This is a genomic window from Vibrio brasiliensis LMG 20546, assembly GCF_000189255.1.
Classification (GTDB): domain Bacteria; phylum Pseudomonadota; class Gammaproteobacteria; order Enterobacterales; family Vibrionaceae; genus Vibrio; species Vibrio brasiliensis.
The window spans coordinates 1-17,732 of sequence record NZ_AEVS01000031.1 but is presented as its reverse complement, the minus strand read 5'-3'; the positions used below and the strand labels follow the sequence as shown (position 1 = coordinate 17,732).

At 45.6% G+C, this 17,732-nt stretch carries 18 protein-coding genes; 8 read left to right on the top strand and 10 right to left on the bottom strand.

Translation table 11 applies throughout. From position 1 onward, the window contains the following. The first annotated feature begins 213 nt into the window (after window positions 1-213). Entirely contained in the window at window positions 214-1,806 is a 1,593-nt protein-coding gene (gene purH / locus RH46_RS05115) for a bifunctional phosphoribosylaminoimidazolecarboxamide formyltransferase/IMP cyclohydrolase (RefSeq protein WP_006878333.1), read from the top strand. Between the two features lie 114 nt (window positions 1,807-1,920). Further along, window positions 1,921-3,210 (top strand): phosphoribosylamine--glycine ligase, encoded by a 1,290-nt coding sequence (gene purD / locus RH46_RS05110; protein WP_006878332.1) that lies wholly within the window; start codon window positions 1,921-1,923, stop codon window positions 3,208-3,210. 108 nt (window positions 3,211-3,318) lie between these two features. On the opposite strand, the gene RH46_RS05105 is transcribed toward purD, so the two are convergent. Both RH46_RS05105 and hupA read right to left on the bottom strand, forming a co-directional pair. Continuing rightward, window positions 3,319-4,014 (bottom strand): DUF1481 domain-containing protein, encoded by a 696-nt coding sequence (locus tag RH46_RS05105; RefSeq protein ID WP_040895265.1) that lies wholly within the window; start codon window positions 4,012-4,014, stop codon window positions 3,319-3,321. An 88-nt stretch (window positions 4,015-4,102) separates the two neighbouring features. Beyond that, window positions 4,103-4,375 carry a nucleoid-associated protein HU-alpha gene (gene hupA / locus RH46_RS05100; protein ID WP_004742945.1) on the bottom strand — a complete coding sequence of 91 codons (273 nt, stop codon included), beginning with the start codon at window positions 4,373-4,375 and terminating at the stop codon, window positions 4,103-4,105. 330 nt (window positions 4,376-4,705) lie between these two features. On the opposite strand from hupA, the gene RH46_RS05095 reads away from it, so the two are divergent. Then, on the top strand, window positions 4,706-5,806 hold the full coding sequence (locus tag RH46_RS05095) for a CNNM domain-containing protein (RefSeq protein ID WP_006878330.1): 1,101 nt from the start codon (window positions 4,706-4,708) through the stop codon (window positions 5,804-5,806). An 82-nt stretch (window positions 5,807-5,888) separates the two neighbouring features. Here the strand turns inward: RH46_RS05095 and RH46_RS05090 are convergent, their stop codons facing one another. Further along, window positions 5,889-6,476, bottom strand: a complete 588-nt coding sequence (locus tag RH46_RS05090; protein ID WP_006878329.1) for a YjaG family protein — start codon at window positions 6,474-6,476, stop codon at window positions 5,889-5,891. An 85-nt stretch (window positions 6,477-6,561) separates the two neighbouring features. Here RH46_RS05090 and RH46_RS05085 point away from each other — a divergent pair, with 85 nt between their 5' ends. Together RH46_RS05085 and RH46_RS05080 are read left to right on the top strand one after the other, a co-directional pair. Beyond that, window positions 6,562-7,488 (top strand): D-2-hydroxyacid dehydrogenase, encoded by a 927-nt coding sequence (locus tag RH46_RS05085; RefSeq protein ID WP_006878328.1) that lies wholly within the window; start codon window positions 6,562-6,564, stop codon window positions 7,486-7,488. Between the two features lie 17 nt (window positions 7,489-7,505). Further along, entirely contained in the window at window positions 7,506-8,093 is a 588-nt protein-coding gene (locus RH46_RS05080) for a uracil-DNA glycosylase family protein (protein ID WP_006878327.1), read from the top strand. Window positions 8,094-8,122: 29 nt separating this feature from the next. Here RH46_RS05080 and RH46_RS05075 read toward each other — a convergent pair whose 3' ends face one another. The 7 genes from RH46_RS05075 to RH46_RS05045 all read right to left on the bottom strand — a co-directional run bounded on the left by RH46_RS05075 (window position 8,123) and on the right by RH46_RS05045 (window position 14,183). Continuing rightward, window positions 8,123-9,289 carry a nucleotide sugar dehydrogenase gene (locus RH46_RS05075; protein ID WP_006878326.1) on the bottom strand — a complete coding sequence of 389 codons (1,167 nt, stop codon included), beginning with the start codon at window positions 9,287-9,289 and terminating at the stop codon, window positions 8,123-8,125. Window positions 9,290-9,500: 211 nt separating this feature from the next. Further along, the gene (gene groL / locus RH46_RS05070) at window positions 9,501-11,147 is read right to left on the bottom strand and encodes a chaperonin GroEL (RefSeq protein WP_006878325.1); all 1,647 of its coding nucleotides are present in this window, start codon (window positions 11,145-11,147) and stop codon (window positions 9,501-9,503) included. 75 nt (window positions 11,148-11,222) lie between these two features. After that, window positions 11,223-11,513 carry a co-chaperone GroES gene (locus tag RH46_RS05065; protein ID WP_004410737.1) on the bottom strand — a complete coding sequence of 97 codons (291 nt, stop codon included), beginning with the start codon at window positions 11,511-11,513 and terminating at the stop codon, window positions 11,223-11,225. 199 nt (window positions 11,514-11,712) lie between these two features. Further along, entirely contained in the window at window positions 11,713-12,474 is a 762-nt protein-coding gene (locus RH46_RS05060; RefSeq protein WP_006878324.1) for a GNVR domain-containing protein, read from the bottom strand. 110 nt (window positions 12,475-12,584) lie between these two features. Continuing rightward, window positions 12,585-12,920 carry a DUF3135 domain-containing protein gene (locus RH46_RS05055; RefSeq protein ID WP_006878323.1) on the bottom strand — a complete coding sequence of 112 codons (336 nt, stop codon included), beginning with the start codon at window positions 12,918-12,920 and terminating at the stop codon, window positions 12,585-12,587. Between the two features lie 151 nt (window positions 12,921-13,071). After that, on the bottom strand, window positions 13,072-13,683 hold the full coding sequence (locus tag RH46_RS05050; RefSeq protein ID WP_006878322.1) for a helix-turn-helix transcriptional regulator: 612 nt from the start codon (window positions 13,681-13,683) through the stop codon (window positions 13,072-13,074). A gap of 74 nt (window positions 13,684-13,757) precedes the next feature. Then, window positions 13,758-14,183, bottom strand: coding sequence for a GNAT family N-acetyltransferase (locus RH46_RS05045; protein ID WP_006878321.1), 426 nt, complete (start codon window positions 14,181-14,183; stop codon window positions 13,758-13,760). 59 nt (window positions 14,184-14,242) lie between these two features. Between RH46_RS05045 and murB the strand changes: the two genes are divergently transcribed. The 3 genes from murB (at window position 14,243) to pssA (ending at window position 17,715) form a co-directional block, all read left to right on the top strand. Then, complete coding sequence (murB, locus tag RH46_RS05040) at window positions 14,243-15,289, top strand: UDP-N-acetylmuramate dehydrogenase (RefSeq protein ID WP_006878320.1); 1,047 nt, start codon at window positions 14,243-14,245, stop codon at window positions 15,287-15,289. Further along, entirely contained in the window at window positions 15,286-16,248 is a 963-nt protein-coding gene (gene birA, locus RH46_RS05035; RefSeq protein WP_006878319.1) for a bifunctional biotin--[acetyl-CoA-carboxylase] ligase/biotin operon repressor BirA, read from the top strand. Before murB ends, birA begins: the two co-directional genes overlap by 4 nt. A 126-nt stretch (window positions 16,249-16,374) precedes the next feature. Continuing rightward, a complete protein-coding gene (gene pssA, locus RH46_RS05030; protein ID WP_006878318.1) occupies window positions 16,375-17,715 on the top strand; it encodes a CDP-diacylglycerol--serine O-phosphatidyltransferase in 1,341 nt (446 codons plus the stop codon). Window positions 17,716-17,732: the final 17 nt, after the last annotated feature.

Genomic DNA, 17,732 nt, shown 5'->3' with positions numbered 1-17,732 from the left:
AAACGATTGCGCGAGCTTTTTTGTAATAAATTAGTTAGAATGTGCGCCATCAAACTCAGAGACTAGTTTATCACCAGCAAATGCTGGAAAGGTCTTTACCAAAACTGGCCAATATTTTACTGCTATCTACCTAGTAAAGCGTAAGAACAAGTTCATTTTTGGCAAATATCTTTATTTTATATATTAACTCTGTGACTTTGAGGAAATGGAAGCATGACTAACGCTCGTCCTATTCGCCGCGCTCTAATCAGCGTATCAGACAAAACTGGTATTGTTGAGTTTGCCCAAGCTCTAGCTAACCGTGGCGTTGATATTCTATCCACTGGTGGCACTGCTCGCCTATTGGCAGAGAAAGGTATCTCTGTAACAGAAGTATCAGACTACACTGGTTTCCCAGAAATGATGGACGGTCGTGTTAAGACTCTGCACCCTAAAGTTCACGGTGGTGTACTTGGTCGTCGTGGTCAGGACGATGAGGTAATGGAAAAACACGGCATCAATCCAATCGACATGGTTGTGGTTAACCTTTACCCATTCGCAGAGACCGTCGCTAAAGAAGGCTGTACTCTCGCTGACGCCGTTGAGAACATCGATATCGGTGGTCCGACCATGGTTCGTTCTGCAGCGAAAAACCACAAAGACGTCACTATCGTTGTTAATGCTCACGACTACGACCGCGTTATCACAGAGATGGATGCTAACGATAAGTCTCTAACGCTAGAGACTCGTTTTGACCTTGCTATTGCGGCCTTCGAGCACACGGCATCTTACGATGGCATGATCGCCAACTACTTCGGCACTATGGTTCCATCTTACGGTGAGAACAAAGAAGGTGATGAAGAGAGCAAATTCCCTCGCACTTTCAACCAGCAGTTCATCAAGAAGCAAGATATGCGCTACGGTGAGAACAGCCACCAGGATGCCGCTTTCTATGTAGAAGCGAACCCAGAAGAAGCGTCTGTTTCAACAGCTCGCCAGATTCAGGGTAAAGCCCTTTCTTACAACAACATCGCTGACACTGACGCTGCACTTGAGTGTGTTAAAGAGTTCGACGAGCCGGCATGTGTCATCGTTAAGCATGCTAACCCATGTGGCGTTGCACTAGGCAGCAACATCCTCGAAGCTTACGACCGTGCATATAAAACTGACCCAACATCAGCGTTCGGTGGCATCATCGCCTTCAACCAAGAGCTAGACGCTGAAACAGCAACAGCAATCGTTGAGCGCCAGTTCGTTGAAGTTATCATCGCACCATCGGTATCGGCTGAAGCCATCGAAGTCGTTGCAGCGAAGAAAAACGTTCGTCTGCTTGAGTGTGGCGAATGGTCAGCGAAGACAACTGGCTTTGACGTTAAACGCGTTAACGGTGGCCTGCTAGTTCAAGACCGTGACCAGGGTATGGTAAGTCTGGATGACCTTAAGGTTGTTTCTAAGCGTCAGCCGACAGAAGAAGAGCTAAAAGATGCCCTATTCTGCTGGAAAGTAGCGAAATACGTTAAATCAAACGCGATTGTTTACTCCAAAGGTGACATGACTATCGGTGTAGGCGCTGGCCAAATGAGCCGCGTTTACTCAGCTAAGATCGCTGGCATCAAAGCCGCTGACGAAGGGCTACAGGTTGAAGGCTGTGTAATGGCTTCAGATGCGTTCTTCCCATTCCGTGATGGCATTGATGCGGCAGCAGAGGCTGGCATCAAGTGCGTAATTCAACCGGGCGGCTCTATGCGTGATGACGAAGTTATCGCAGCTGCTGACGAGCACGGTATGGCGATGATCTTCACGGGTATGCGTCACTTCCGCCATTAGAGAGATACGAGAGCGCTTCGCGCAGAGTCGAGAGCAGCGAGTGCTGCCAACAGTAATCACTCGAAGCTCTCTACTCGATACTCGAAGCTAAGCAATTTGATTTAAGGATTAAAAATGAATGTATTGATTATTGGTGCCGGCGGTCGTGAGCATGCACTAGGCTGGAAAGCAGCTCAAAACCCAAACGTTGAGACTGTCTTTGTTGCACCAGGTAACGCAGGCACTGCTCTTGAGCCTAAACTTGAGAACGTAAACATCGGCGTTGAAAGTATTTCTGAGCTGGTTGCTTTTGCTAAAGAGAAACAGGTTGAGCTGACTATTGTTGGTCCTGAAGCACCATTGGTTATCGGTGTGGTTGACGCTTTCCGCGAAGCGGGTCTGCCGATCTTCGGTCCTACTCAAGCGGCGGCTCAGCTTGAAGGTTCAAAAGCATTCACTAAAGACTTCTTAGCTCGCCACAATATCCCTACTGCGGCTTACGCTAACTTCACTGAAATCGAGCCTGCACTGGCTTACGTTCGTCAACAAGGCGCACCTATCGTGGTTAAAGCCGACGGTCTGGCTGCTGGTAAAGGTGTTATCGTTGCAATGACACTAGAAGAAGCCGAAGACGCAATCAAAGATATGCTGGCGGGTAACGCTTTTGGTGAAGCGGGTAGCCGAGTGGTTATCGAAGAGTTCCTTGATGGCGAAGAAGCAAGCTTCATCGTGATGGTTGATGGCGCAAGCGTGTTACCTATGGCCACCAGCCAAGACCATAAACGTGTTGGCGACAAAGATACCGGTCCTAACACAGGCGGCATGGGCGCATACTCGCCAGCTCCGGTGGTAACACCTGAAATCCATAACCGTATTCTTGAAGAAGTTATCTACCCTACCGTTCGTGGTATGGATGCAGAAGGCGCACCATACACAGGCTTCCTATACGCGGGTCTGATGATCGATAAAGACGGAACACCAAAGGTTATTGAGTATAACTGCCGCTTTGGTGACCCAGAGACTCAGCCAATCATGATGCGCATGGAGTCAGATCTGGTTGAACTGTGTCTGATGGCTATCGACGAGAAGTTAGATAAAGCGGAATCTAAGTGGGATCCGCGCGCGTCTATCGGTGTAGTACTGGCAGCAGGTGGCTACCCGGCGGATTACGCTAAAGGTGACGTTATTTCTCTACCTGAAAGCGAGCAGGACGGCGAAAAAATCTTCCACGCTGGCACGGCTAATAACGCTGCTGGTGAAGTTGTGACAAATGGCGGTCGAGTTCTTTGTGCAACAGCACTAGGAAACAGCGTCTCAGAAGCTCAGGAGCGCGCTTACGCTCTTGCTAAGCAAGTTAGCTGGAATGGTATGTTCCACCGCAATGATATCGGTTATAGAGCGATTGAGCGCGAGAAAGCGGAATAGAAGCGTGAAGCGTGAAGCGTGAAGCGTGAAAGTTTTGGAGGGTTGACGTGAGAGCGTCAACCCTTTTGTTTTATCAGAAGAGTAATCAGAAGGTTTCCTTACTGAAACCTATTCCTCGATTAAGCTTGGACGTTCCATACAGTCGTGACTATCGTCCGCTAACATCAGCAACTCGTTCACCACAATTCGATTACCCCTGGTGGTACCAAGAAAAGCGGCATAGCTATCAATCGTAGACAGTCGGTTAACAACAAAGCTCGGCAGGGTCTCGTTAAATTCTACCTCTGTGTAACTCTTACCCGCGCAGGTATCAAAGGTTGAACCGTCCCAGTAACCCTGGATCAGTTTGAGATTTTCTCTACTCTGTTCTTTCGTCACATTCGAGATATTAGCGGCTTCTTGTTTCAACCATGCCAGCTTGTCTGATTTCAATGGCAGCACACGGCCATCAAGTCGATATTGCTGATATACCGCCTCGCCGTCTTTGTTGAAGCGCACATGAATACGATACGGAACCAAAGACTGGTTGTCTTTGAGTTGCTCTCCCTCACGAATCAATTCTCTCAGGCTGCCTTCATCCCAACGATAGTCGGTTTTGTACCAACCGTAATCACCAGCGCTAACATAGTCAGCGGCGGTGTATGGGAAGCTGAGTTTTTCTGTATACCAATACAGACTGGTAGCATCACCCATTGACTGGCCGCCAGTATAGTCAGAAAACTGGTCGAGGTTAGGCGTCGGTACACTCGAAGAGCAACCGATAAGCAAAGAAGCGATTAGTGAAGGGGCTAGTAATTTTTTCATCGTCATAAAACAAATATACGCCAAGATAGTAGCTACCTTGGCGTATTATATACAATCTAGAGTTAGAAACTCTGAAATCGGTACTTAATTATTTCACTGAATCTTTCAGTGCTTTACCCGCTACGAAAGCTGGAACGTTTGCCGCTGCGATTTGGATCTCAGCACCTGTTTTAGGGTTGCGGCCAGTACGTGCAGCACGGTGGTTAACTTTGAATGTACCAAAACCAATTAGTTGAACTTGGTCACCCTCTTTAAGTGCATCAGTCACACCTTCAAGAGTTGCTTCAAGAGCAGCTTTAGCTTGTGCTTTAGATAGATCTGCTTTCTCTGCGATAAAGTCGATTAATTGGGTCTTGTTCATTAGGTTTCCCTTCTCATATGTTATCGAATTCAACTCACTCTAAATCATAAATGCCCCATCTGGCAAAGGTTTGTAAGCGATCTTTAGCTCTCATGACGTACTTTTAACCATAATCTGAGCATTAACTCACAATTTGTTACCGTGACAAGGAAAGTTAATACTTGTTTTTAACCTGTTTTAGCCTTATTTATAAGCATGCGATAGCCCGTAAAGCCTGATATTTCGGGACTTAAAGCGAATAGAAAATGCTCACATCAATAATGCGCAGGCAAGAAAAGTTGCGCTTTTCACGCAAAATTCGATGGGGGCATAACACCACATAGGACATTTATGTTTCTGCTAACAATATACGTCTCTGTTGCGATTGGCGTATCGTTTATCTGCTCCGTCTTAGAAGCGGTTCTTCTGAGTATCTCACCAAGTTATATCGCCCAGTTGCGCCAGCAAGGACACCCTGCTGCGGACTCTTTGGCAAAGTTAAAAACAGATATCGACCGACCACTGGCTTCGATCCTGACGCTAAACACGATTGCACACACAATCGGTGCGGCAACAGCAGGTGCTCAGGCTGCCGTGGTATTTGGTAGCGAATGGCTTGGTGTATTCTCTGGCGTACTGACGCTAGGCATACTTGTGCTGTCAGAAATCGTACCGAAAACTATTGGTGCGACCTACTGGCGTCAGCTAGCACCAATGGCTGCGACTACTCTGCGCTGGATGGTATGGGCGCTGACTCCGTTTGTCTGGTTCTCGGAACAAATCACTAAGCGTCTTGCGCGCGGACATGAAGCACCAAAAATGCGTGATGAGCTATCGGCAATGGCAATTCTGGCTAGAGAAAGCGGTGAGTTTGCTGAAGGTGAATCTAAAATGCTGAATAACCTACTAGGTATTCAGGATGTACCCGTCACTCAGGTAATGACCCCTCGCCCGGTCGTATTCCGTGTTGATGCTGAAATGACGATTAATGAGTTTCTTGAAAAGCACAAAGAGACTCCGTTCTCGCGTCCACTGGTCTACAGCCAGTCTAACGATAATATTATTGGTTTTGTTCACCGTCTTGAGCTATTCAAACTGCAACACGCAGGTTGCGGTGAGAAGCAACTAGGTGCGGTAATGCGCCCTGTGCATGTTCTGCTTAATACTATTGTTCTGCCAAAAGCGTTTGAACAAATGATGGCTAAACGCCTGCAACTGGCAATGGTGGTTGACGAGTACGGTACCATTCAAGGTCTTCTGACTCTTGAAGACGTATTTGAACATCTGGTCGGTGAAGAGATTGTCGATGAGGCAGACCGCGCGACTGACATGCAAGAGCTTGCTTTTGAACGTTGGGAGAAGTGGAAAGAGACCCACGGTGTTATCGAAAGCCGCGATGATGACGAGGATGAAGCACTCGCAGAGTCGAAAGCGAAAAAAGAAGATAGTTAGCGAGTTACGAAAATAAAGAGGGTTGACGTTTTTGTGTCAACCCTCTTTCTCTATTTCCTAGTAGCTCGAGGCTAGACTCTTACTAAATTTGAACGCCGATATTGCTCACGCCTTCTTCGCGCAGTTCAAAGCGTAGATCTTTAATCAGTTCGATATCACGCTCTTCTGCTTCACGCAGTGGACGGAAAATTGCCCATTGCACATCCCACTCACCACAAACCGCTTCATTCTCTTTCTGGTTTTCGTTAGTGATCTCTTCGCCTGTTTGCGCTTCTTCTAACTGAGCGACTGTCACCACAGACTGTTGACTAACTTTATGCATGTTTTCGTACAGGTAGTCTCTATCTAGCAGACCATGCAGAAGATCCGACAAGGCAACACAAGCGTCAATCGCAGGGTAAACGCCATAGAAATCAAAATCCTCAGAGCTAGGGATGATTTCTTCTAGCTTCTCAAGCTGACGTTCAAAGTTCACTTTCGCCGTTTTAACGGTTAGCTGCTCCCAGATGCTGTCGAGAATATCACGGTAAACTCGCGCTTCGGCAAACTTGGTACTTTCACAAAACATAGCGAAGTTTGGGTACATACGTTCACACAAGCTCGCCATAAAGGTAATCTGTTTCCATGGTTCTAACTTCTCAAGGCGAAGCTGAAGAGGATTCTGTAGCATAGAGACTCTTAGGGTCTGTTGACCTAGTTGCTGAATTAGACAACGGAAAGTGTACTTGATAACCAACAGGGAAAAAAGCAAGGCGATGAACAATTTCACTCATAAAGTCTACCTTCTTACTGAAGATGACGATTATTATCTCAACCTGCTCAAGTCGGCAGACCTGGCTGAACTGGAAGTGACTACTGAGCGTGAACACGCCACAATTCTACTTGCCTCCCCACCTATGGCGGCAAAGTGCCTCAATGAGTTCCCAAACCTTGAATGGATTCAATCTGTCTACGCCGGCGTTGACGCCTTACTTCCACATCTGAATAACTTCTCGGGTCAGCTGACCAACATCAAAGGGATCTTTGGTCAACAGATCGCTGAATATGTACTGGGTTACATCATTGAGTATCATCGCCACTTTGATCATTATCGTAGCGAACAGCAAGCGACTAACTGGGCACCGAGACCTTATCAGTCTCTCAATGGCCGAAAGATGGTGATCCTTGGGACTGGCTCGATTGGCTCTCACCTGGCTGAAGTCGCTAAGAGTTTTGCCATTGAACCGATCGGTGTGAATCGAAGTGGTATTCCGCCCAAGCATTCGCCTTTTGCAGCGACCTATCACATTCAAGAGCTGGCCACGGCTCTTCAACAAGCCGATATTGTTGTAAACACGCTACCCAATACACCAGAGACTCAACACACCCTTAACCAACAGAGTTTGGCTCACTGCCAAGGCGCTCTATTGTTTAATGTTGGACGCGGTACCGTCATTGATGAGTCCGGATTAGTCAACGCAATTGAGCAAGGACATATCCAACACGCATTCTTAGATGTGTTTGAACAAGAACCTTTACCGCAGGATCACCCTTTCTGGAGCAATAGCAGCATCACGGTTACGCCTCACATCGCAGCATTGAGTTTCCCAGAGCAGGTGGTCGAAATTTTCGCAGACAACTTTCAATGTTGGCGGGATGGATTTAGTCTCAACAATGTCGTTGATACCGACAAAGGGTACTAAAACAGAGATAACCACAAATGTTAGATGAGCTACTGCAACAAGTCAGAGCCTGTCGGCTATGCGAGCCTGAGCTGCCACTGGGCGCTAACCCTATTATTCAGGCTTCCAAATCCGCCAGTCTGCTGATTATCGGTCAGGCCCCCGGAACACGGGTACATGAAACATCAATTCCGTGGAATGATCCAAGTGGTAACCGACTCAGAGAATGGTTAGATCTTGATAGCGAAACGTTTTACGACGCCAGCAAGGTCGCGATAATGCCAATGGGTCTGTGCTACCCGGGAAAAGGTAACAGCGGTGATTTACCACCAAGGAAGGAGTGTGCCCCGCAATGGCATAAATCTATTTTGGACCAGCTGCCTAATGTGGGTATGACGTTACTGATCGGTCAGTACGCGCAGAACTACTATCTCAGCAACAAGCCTAAGACACTGACAGAAACCGTACAGCAATGGCATCGCTGGGCACCAAGATATCTACCGTTACCTCACCCATCGCCACGCAATACGTTATGGCTAAGGAAAAATCCTTGGTTTGAAGACGAGGTGGTGCCGTTTATTCGAGAGTATGTGCACAACCACCTAAAGCAACATAACAGGCAATAAAAAAGCTCCTAACGGAGCTTTTTTATCAATTAATCAGAACCAAATAGATCTCGGGTATAGACCTTATCAGCAACATCTACCAGTTCTTCTGCCATGCGGTTAGATACGATAACATCAGATTTAACCTTAAACGCTTCTAGATCACGCATCACTTCTGAATGGAAGAATTCATCTTCTTCAAGCACAGGCTCGTAAACTACAACTGTAATCCCCTTCGCCTTAAGTCGCTTCATGATGCCTTGAATGGAAGATGCTCGGAAGTTATCTGAGCCAGATTTCATGATAAGACGGTATATACCAACGACCTGCGGCTCGCGTTTCAATATAGAGTCAGCGATAAAATCCTTTCGGGTGCGGTTAGCATCAACTATTGCGCCAACAATATTGTTAGGCACATCCTGGTAGTTAGCTAATAACTGTTTGGTGTCTTTAGGTAAGCAGTAGCCACCATAGCCAAATGATGGGTTGTTGTAATGACTGCCAATACGTGGGTCTAAGCCAACACCCTGAATAATTTGACGCGTATCCAAACCATGTGCTTCGGCATAAGAGTCAAGCTCATTGAAATAAGCCACGCGCATCGCTAGATAAGTATTAGAGAACAACTTGACGGCTTCAGCTTCAGTTGAGTTAGTCAGAAGCACATCAATATTCTCTTTTACAGCACCTTCCACTAAAAGGTTAGCAAATTCCTGAGCTCGCTCACTCTGTTCACCCACGATAATACGTGATGGGTGTAAGTTATCGTACAGTGCTCTACCTTCTCTCAGAAACTCAGGTGAGAACATCAGGTTACTACAGCCTAATTCCTTCTGAATACGTTCGGTGTAACCAACAGGGACTGTAGACTTAATCACCATGACTGCTTCTGGGTTGATTGCCATAACGTCTTCAATAACCGATTCGACAGAAGATGTATTAAAATAGTTCGTCACAGGATCATAATCTGTAGGAGTCGCAATCACGACAAAACGTGCGCCTTCGTAAGCAACTCTCTTATCAGTAGTCGCAACAAAGTTGATCGATTTATTTGCTAAAAAGTCTTCAATTTCGACGTCAGCAATAGGAGAGATTTTTTGGTTTAGGAGTTCAACCTTATTTTCAATAACATCTAACGCAACAACTTGATGGTTTTGCGCAAGTAACATTGCATTGGAGAGGCCTACATACCCTGTACCAGCTACGGCAATCTTCACAACTTACTCCATTTAAACCCCATCTCGGAAAATATGGGGGCTCAGTGTATTGAGCTGTTATTGTTCCGAAAGAATGAGATTAGATCTATTAACTAATAAGCACAGCGTAAACCAACACGCTGCGCCAACGCGCATAAAATACCACACAACTTAACTCAAACAAAAACGGAGACCATAGTCTCCGTTTTTAGATGTTAGGCTGCTAAAGCGACTACATCATACCGCCCATGCCACCCATACCACCCATGCCGCCCATATCAGGCATAGCTGGTGCATCTTTCTGTGGTAGGTCAGTAACCATAGCTTCAGTTGTGATCATTAGACCCGCTACTGATGCTGCAAACTGTAGCGCGCTACGAGTTACTTTAGTTGGATCCAGAATACCCATCTCGATCATATCGCCGTACTCGCCCGTAGCTGCGTTGTAACCGTAGTTACCTTCGCCAGCACGTACGTTGTTAGCAACAACAGACTCTTCATCACCTGCGTTCTTAGTGATTTGACGGATTGGCGCTTCCATTGCACGTAGTGCAACACGGATACCAACGTTCTGCTCTTCGTTGTCACCTTCTAGGTTAGCAACTTTAGATGCTGCGCGAATCAGTGCAACACCACCACCAGCAACAACACCTTCTTCAACCGCAGCACGAGTTGCGTGAAGTGCATCTTCAACGCGGTCTTTCTTCTCTTTCATTTCAACTTCAGTTGCTGCACCAACTTTGATTACTGCAACACCGCCAGCTAGCTTAGCTACGCGCTCTTGTAGTTTCTCTTTGTCGTAATCCGAAGTTGCTTCTTCGATTTGCTGACGGATTTGAGCAACACGACCTTGAATCATTGCTTCTTCACCCGCACCATCGATGATGGTTGAGTTTTCTTTAGTGATGCTTACGCGCTTAGCCTGACCCAGGTCTTCAAGAGTTACTTTCTCTAGCTCCAGACCAATCTCTTCAGAAATCACTGTACCGCCAGTAAGGATCGCGATGTCTTGTAGCATTGCTTTACGACGGTCACCGAAACCAGGCGCCTTAACAGCAGCCACTTTTACGATACCACGCATGTTGTTTACTACTAGTGTTGCCAGAGCCTCACCCTCAACATCTTCAGCGATGATAAGTAGTGGACGAGACGCCTTAGCTACTGCTTCCAGAGTTGGAAGTAGTTCACGGATGTTCGATACTTTCTTGTCGATTAGTAGGATGAACGGGCTTTCAAGATCTACGCTGCCTGCTTCTTGGTTGTTGATGAAGTAAGGAGATAGGTAACCGCGATCGAACTGCATACCTTCAACAACATCTAGCTCATCTTGTAGAGCCTGACCTTCTTCAACAGTGATCACGCCGTCGCGACCTACTTTTTCCATCGCTTCAGCAATGATGTTACCTACTGTTGCGTCTGAGTTCGCAGAGATAGTACCAACCTGAGCGATAGCTTTAGTATCTTTACACTCAACAGATAGCGCTTTAAGTTCTTCAACGGCAGCCAGTACTGCTTTGTCGATACCACGCTTAAGATCCATTGGGTTCATACCAGCTGCAACAGCTTTTAAGCCTTCGTTTACGATAGCTTGAGCAAGAACAGTCGCTGTTGTTGTACCGTCACCAGCAGCGTCATTCGCCTGAGACGCTACTTCTTTAACCATTTGCGCGCCCATGTTTTGGAACTTGTCTTCTAGTTCGATTTCGCGCGCTACAGATACACCATCTTTAGTGATAGTTGGTGCACCGAAAGATTTGTCTAGAACTACGTTACGGCCTTTAGGACCTAGAGTTACTTTTACTGCGTCTGCCAGAACGTTTACACCTTCTAGCATTTTAATACGTGCGTCATTACCAAATTTAACGTCTTTAGCAGCCATCTTTAGTTTCCTTTTCTAAATTCTGTTTAATGATTTCAAATTGAACCTGAGCAAAAAATTACTCAATGATTGCTATTACTCAACGATCGCCATGATGTCGTTTTCAGACATAACTAGCACTTCTTTACCGTCGATTTTTTCAGTTTTAGTGCCGTAGCCTTCAGCGAAGATAACAGTGTCGCCAACTTTAACGTCCAACGGTAGTACTGTACCGTTTTCTAGGATGCGGCCTTTACCCACAGCTAGTACAACGCCGCGAGTCGATTTCTCTGCAGCAGAACCAGTCAGAACGATGCCACCAGCTGACTTAGATTCAACTTCTTGGCGTTCTACGATAACTCGGTCGTGTAATGGACGAATGTTCATCGGTCGTCTCTCCTGAATTTCCATGTTTGATTTGATAAGTGGCTTTCACAGCCTAGTGGTATCTATATGAGGGGGAGATTGGATAAACCCAAGGGGAAGAAGAATTTTTTTTGGGATTTAGAGCACAAAACTAACTATGGCCCGCTCAACAGCACCTCACTTGCATTTAAGCAGGTAAGGTGCCGATGATCATGGAAATTTAATCGTCTTCACGTCGGAAAGCAAAACGCACCAAAATAATAGAAACACCAAGTATTCCACCTAACAAGGTGCCTAAAGTCACTATTAGCGCCCGTTTAGGTTTTATATGAGATGTGGGCTTATCAGGTGCATCTATGACCTGAATAAGCTCAGAAGCTGGATTTTCTAACAAGATTTTTTTGTAAATCTGCTGGGCATATATTTCATCGAAAAACTCGTCGCTATTTCCTGAGTTAATCATTTCGAGATTCGACAGTAAAGAGTTGATCGATAAATTAACTTTCTTCAATTCCACCTGCTTTATAACATCATTTAATGCCATACTAACTGTTTGTACTGCCTCATAAGCGTACTCAGGATCAGTTGATATATTAGAAATATAAATAATACGAGAGCGAGAATCATAGGAAATTTTTACATCTTCGAGGTTATCGTGCTGAGTACGCTGTTCAAGCTCTCTCTTAAAATTCTCCCCACTAAAGAAATTTTCGGAGTATCTCTGCTCTACAATGCCTTTCACTCCGTAAAAGTCATTACTGAGAAAAAATTTAGCCTCCGCTTGATAAACATTAGGTTTATACACTGCATAAATAGCAGCTGTTACCGAGAAAACTAATACAGATAGAACCAGAATTACTCTACCGGCCCATAACGCAATAAAAAGCTCTCGGAAGTCTATTTCATTATTAGTGTAGTACGTAGAAGAGGCGCGAGGAGAATATCGCTGATTAGCGATTGGGGTTTGATTTTGATCGCTCACTGGTAATCCTTTAGTTAAGTAAAGCACCACTGCAGGTGCTATTTTGCACTAACTAAAGCTTACCATAGTGTTTAAGTGACGCACAGTCTGCCACTAGAGATGAATGAATATTACCTCCAATCATCCAAAGGAATAACCTGCGCTGAAGGCTGGTCGTCTAAGTCAACAATATCACCATCAAGTACGTCTTGGAACTTGACCATTTGTGACACTAGTTCACGCATTAATACGACATTGGCGTGATTAGGGTTTTTGCAACTGCCTACCACTCGATCAATATGACTTTGCTGAGCCCACAGACGCTCTTGCATCTCTTCTGAAGCCGAAAGGATCATCTCCTCACACATCTCATGTTTAAATTGGGTAAATGCTTCAGGGTTACTTCGAGCGAGTTCCATCAACTCATCAAAAGAAGGTAAGGTTTGATTGATTAGTGGTGCACTCATAATGACTCCCCGACGCGCAAAGCCTGTGATTAGCGATCTAATCTAAGGATAGGTCAACGGGGGGAGATTCGCGTACTACGAGAACTATCAATCTCAAATTTGAGACTCTCATATAGGAGCTGAGGCGCACTTTTTGGCTTGAATCGCCTGATTAAGTAATGAGATAAACACAGCGGCGCTGCCCTTCGACAATGTGTTCTGTGCGTTGAATGGCTACCTGTTTGCCCAACAAACTCTGAAATACGTTAAGTTCTGACTGGCATAAACTCGGGCAACGGCTAGCAGCTTTACATATAGGGCAATGATTCTCTATCAGCACAAAGCCTTGTTCAGTTTTTTCTAACTCAGCCATGTAACCTTCTTGTTGTCGCAGTTCCACCAGCTTGCTGAGCTTAGAGAAAATATCTGAACAAGAGCTCAACTCCCGCTGATAATAGGCCAAAGTTTTCGCTTCTCGCTCATCGGCGACTTTCTGTAAACCTTCTGCACCAAATAGATTTTCTACCGCTTCAATGACCTGAATAGTGAGCTCACTATGACGATCTGCGAATTGAGCATGTCCTTTTTGCGTCAGAGACCAGTGTCGGGTTGGGCGCCCTACTTTTACTTTTAAATCCTCAAAAGACAAAAAGCCGTCTTTTTGCAGGCTTTGTAAATGCTGGCGAGCTCCCATGGTGGTCATGTTGAGTTGCTCAGCAAGCTGTTTAGCCGTTACAGCTCCATCTTTTTTGATTGTCTTTAAGATTAAATCGACGCTTTTCATGCTTGCTCCCTCAACCACAAAAATATTATGGAGCAACGGATTAATAAAGCAAACGCTTTACGGTGCCAGCCTGGTTAATGAGGCACATATTGCATCGGAACCAGCTTTTTAGTCTGACTGTATCGCTCAAACAGATTTTTCAATGAGTTAGGCAGTTGTTGTGGTTCCACTAATTGAAAACCGTGCTGACCGTAAAACGATTCCAGATGCTGATAAGCAAAGCAGAAATCTTGATTGGTTAGCACCTGTTCCTCACAATAAGTCATCAATTGATGCCCTAAACCTTTCTCTCTGTGTTCAGGAGCCACTAGCATCCCTGTTAGTAACCGGTATTGCTCTATGCTTCTGAACCTCACTACCGAGGTGAGTTGATTGTCAGAGTAGCCAGCTATTATCAGCTCATCTTTTTTTGCTTTCCCAGACGGGTAATAAGCTTTATATAAACGAGCCACGAGCGGCAACTTGATAGGGTCTAATACTTCGATATGCAATGAGCTCATTATCACCAAGCTTCAAATTAAGGTAGAATGCTCGCAGTTTAGATTACTCGATAAAACCAATGCAAATTACAGCTAGCGCCAACCTTGAGTCTTACCACACCTTCTCTATCTCTCAGCAATGTGATTACCTCATAGAGGTCAGCTCCATTGATGATATTAAGCAGGTTTACCAAAGTCGGGAATGGCAAGAATTACCCAAGTTAATGCTCGGCAAAGGCAGTAACATGCTCTTCACCGAACACTTTCACGGTGTTGTGCTAATCAACAAGCTACTGGGTAAAAAGGTCACTGAGTCCGCAACGCATTGGCATCTTCATATTGCAGGCGGAGAAGATTGGCCTGCACTGGTAGAGTGGTCAGTTAAGCAAGGTTATTCTGGGTTAGAGAACCTGGCTCTTATCCCGGGCTGTGCCGGCAGCGCACCGATCCAAAACATCGGCGCTTATGGCGTCGAGCTGAAAGATATTTGTGAGTATGTCGATATCCTTTGTCTCGATACCTTTGCCATCAAACGTCTTGCTAATGACGAATGTCAATTCGGTTATCGGGATTCTATCTTCAAGCATGAGTTGCATGGTAAGGCAGTCATTGTTGCGGTAGGGCTAAAGTCAGCTAAAAAATGGCAACCTCAAATTGAGTATGGCCCACTAAAATCCCTCGAACCAAATACTCCAACCGCTCAAGATATCTTTGAGCGCGTGTGCCAGATTCGTATGGAGAAACTTCCAGACCCAAACGTGACAGGTAACGCTGGTAGCTTTTTCAAGAACCCGGTGATCCCTCAATCACATTTTGACGTCCTCAAACAGCAGTTCCCAGATATCGTTGCCTACCCTGCTGAAAGTGGCATGAAAGTCGCCGCGGGATGGCTTATTGACCAATGCCAGCTCAAAGGCACCACCATTGGCGGAGCGCAAGTTCACCCGATGCAGGCTCTCGTACTGGTCAATAAAGACAAGGCAACAGCTGCTGATGTGATTCAATTAGCGGCGAAAGTTCGCGCTGAAGTCTTTAATCGTTACCAAATCGAGCTTGAACACGAAGTAAGATTTATGGGTGCACAACAAGAAACCAATCTACAAGAGATATTGGAGAAAGCACAATGAAGGAGCATTCGGTCAAGTTATCGATTCTAAAAACACTCTCTCAGGGCGGCTTTCACTCTGGTGAAGAACTTGGTGAGCAACTGGGGGTATCTCGTGCCGCTATCAGTAAACATATTAAAGGTATTCAGGACTGGGGCGTCGATATTTTTCGGGTTCAGGGCAAAGGCTACCAGCTAGCTAAGCCAATGCAGCTTTTAGATCAGGATGTTTTAAATCAGGCTCTTTCTACCCCCGTTGAGCTTATTCCGATCATTGATTCGACCAACCAGTATCTTCTTGATCGCGTCGATAGTTTAGAGTCTGGTTCTGTCTGCCTTGCTGAGTATCAGGCAAAAGGTCGTGGGCGCCGCGGTCGTGAGTGGATTTCTCCATTTGGTTCCAACTTGTACTTGTCTATGTACTGGCGTTTAGACTCAGGAATGGCTGCAGCTATGGGGCTCAGCCTAGTTGTTGGCGTTGCAATCGTTGAAGCGCTCGAACAGATGGGCCTAAATGATGTGAAGTTAAAATGGCCAAACGACCTCTACTATCAAGACCGAAAGCTCGCTGGCATTCTGGTTGAGATGTCTGGTCAAGCCGGCGCAGCAGCTAATTTAGTCATTGGTATGGGTATGAACCTGATGATGTCTGAAACAACTGAAGGTATCACTCAACCATGGGCTAGCCTACAGGAAGTGGCGGACAACCAGAGTATCGACAGAAACCAGCTTGCCATCACTATGATTAAAACACTGCATGATGCTCTCAACGATTACGAGCTTAAAGGCATGTCCGGATTCGTAGCAAGATGGAACCGTCTGGATAACTTTATCAACCGACCTATCAAGCTAATCATGGGACCAAGAGAGATAACGGGCATCGCGCGTGGCATCAATGAGCAGGGAGCAGTGCTACTAGAAACCGCGCAAGGGCTTGAAAGTTATATTGGCGGGGAGATTAGTCTTCGACCAAATATATGAATGAAAAGCTGGCACAAATACCACCTTTTACAATTAACAATCTCGAACTAGGCTCTGGTAGCTAGGAACTTTTTCGACATTTTGCTAATATCCCTGTCCACTTTTAGTAAAGGCAACACATCCAACATGATGACTAATAGGAATTTATTCGAACAACTTCCTACTTTGGCGCAAGATCCGGCACTATTCGAAACCTTGTATGCCGCCAAAGATTTTCGAACTCGCTTAATCGAAGCGATTCGTCAGGCAAGTAAACGAATCTACCTTGTTGCTCTTTACCTAGAGGATGATGAAGCTGGCCGAGAGATCCTAACTGAACTCTATGAAGCAAAGCAGCGTAACCCAGGGCTAGACATCAATGTCTGTGTCGACTGGCACCGAGCGCAACGTGGACTTATTGGAGCCGAGCCGGGTGAGACCAATGCGTCTATGTATAAGAGCTTTGCGGAGAAATACCAACACAAGATCCCTGTTTACGGTATTCCTGTTCGCGGACGTGAAGTATTCGGTGTATTACACCTGAAAGGTTTTGTTGTCGATGATCAGGTTATCTACAGTGGCGCCAGCTTAAATAACATCTACCTTAATTATAAAGATCGCTACCGCTTTGATCGCTACCATGTGCTGAACAACAAATCACTGGCTGATAGCATGGTGAGTTTTGTTCAAAACGAAATGGTCGCTCATCCGGCAGTCAACGATCTTGCCTGCCCAAGCAAACCTGAAACAAAAGAGATTAAAGCTCAGATTCGTCAGCTACGTGCTTCACTAGCGAAATCAGCTTACCAGTTTGAATCACAGCATGTATCTCAAGACCAGGTTGCAGTGACACCTATTGTTGGCGTTGGTAAGAAGCGCAATAAACTCAATCAGGGCATCAACCACCTTTTGGCTGAAGCTAAGGATGAGATTTTCATCTGTACTCCTTATTTCAACTTCCCTCGTAGCGTCGCTAAAGAAGTGAAGAAAGCTCTAAAGCGCGGTGTGAAGGTAACGATTGTTGTTGGTGACAAAACGGCTAATGATTTCTACATTTCCCCTGAAGAAGAGTTCAAAACAATTGGCGGCTTGCCGTACCTTTATGAGCGCAACCTGCGCCAGTTTGCTAAAGCAAATGAAGCCAACATTGCTAGCCGAAAATTATCTATCCATCTATGGAAGCATGACGAGAATAGCTTCCATCTCAAAGGCATTTGGGTAGATAAGCGCTATATGCTGATTACAGGTAACAACCTCAATCCAAGAGCTTGGAAGCTGGATTTAGAGAACGCAATTTTTATCCAGGACAACTTCCACCACCTAACACCTCAGTTTGAAAAAGAGGTGGAGAATATTCTTCAGCATACTCAATTGATCTGTACTTACAGACAGCTAGAGAAGTTTGAAGACTACCCAGACGCAGTGCAAAAGTTAATGCGTAAAATTACCCGAGTGAAAGCAGATCGGGTATTGAAGCAAATACTATAGCTAAAAGAAAAGCTCCA

Bases quoted from the DNA above. Each gene is read 5' to 3' on its own strand.
- purH (WP_006878333.1), top strand. From the start codon at position 214: ATGACTAACGCTCGTCCTATTCGCCGCGCTCTAATCAGCGTATCAGAC.
- purD (WP_006878332.1), top strand. From the start codon at position 1,921: ATGAATGTATTGATTATTGGTGCCGGCGGTCGTGAGCATGCACTAGGC.
- RH46_RS05105 (WP_040895265.1), bottom strand. From the start codon at position 4,014: ATGAAAAAATTACTAGCCCCTTCACTAATCGCTTCTTTGCTTATCGGT.
- hupA (WP_004742945.1), bottom strand. From the start codon at position 4,375: ATGAACAAGACCCAATTAATCGACTTTATCGCAGAGAAAGCAGATCTA.
- RH46_RS05095 (WP_006878330.1), top strand. From the start codon at position 4,706: ATGTTTCTGCTAACAATATACGTCTCTGTTGCGATTGGCGTATCGTTT.
- RH46_RS05090 (WP_006878329.1), bottom strand. From the start codon at position 6,476: ATGCTACAGAATCCTCTTCAGCTTCGCCTTGAGAAGTTAGAACCATGG.
- RH46_RS05085 (WP_006878328.1), top strand. From the start codon at position 6,562: ATGAACAATTTCACTCATAAAGTCTACCTTCTTACTGAAGATGACGAT.
- RH46_RS05080 (WP_006878327.1), top strand. From the start codon at position 7,506: ATGTTAGATGAGCTACTGCAACAAGTCAGAGCCTGTCGGCTATGCGAG.
- groL (WP_006878325.1), bottom strand. From the start codon at position 11,147: ATGGCTGCTAAAGACGTTAAATTTGGTAATGACGCACGTATTAAAATG.
- RH46_RS05065 (WP_004410737.1), bottom strand. From the start codon at position 11,513: ATGAACATTCGTCCATTACACGACCGAGTTATCGTAGAACGCCAAGAA.
- RH46_RS05055 (WP_006878323.1), bottom strand. From the start codon at position 12,920: ATGAGTGCACCACTAATCAATCAAACCTTACCTTCTTTTGATGAGTTG.
- RH46_RS05050 (WP_006878322.1), bottom strand. From the start codon at position 13,683: ATGAAAAGCGTCGATTTAATCTTAAAGACAATCAAAAAAGATGGAGCT.
- RH46_RS05045 (WP_006878321.1), bottom strand. From the start codon at position 14,183: ATGAGCTCATTGCATATCGAAGTATTAGACCCTATCAAGTTGCCGCTC.
- murB (WP_006878320.1), top strand. From the start codon at position 14,243: ATGCAAATTACAGCTAGCGCCAACCTTGAGTCTTACCACACCTTCTCT.
- birA (WP_006878319.1), top strand. From the start codon at position 15,286: ATGAAGGAGCATTCGGTCAAGTTATCGATTCTAAAAACACTCTCTCAG.
- pssA (WP_006878318.1), top strand. From the start codon at position 16,375: ATGATGACTAATAGGAATTTATTCGAACAACTTCCTACTTTGGCGCAA.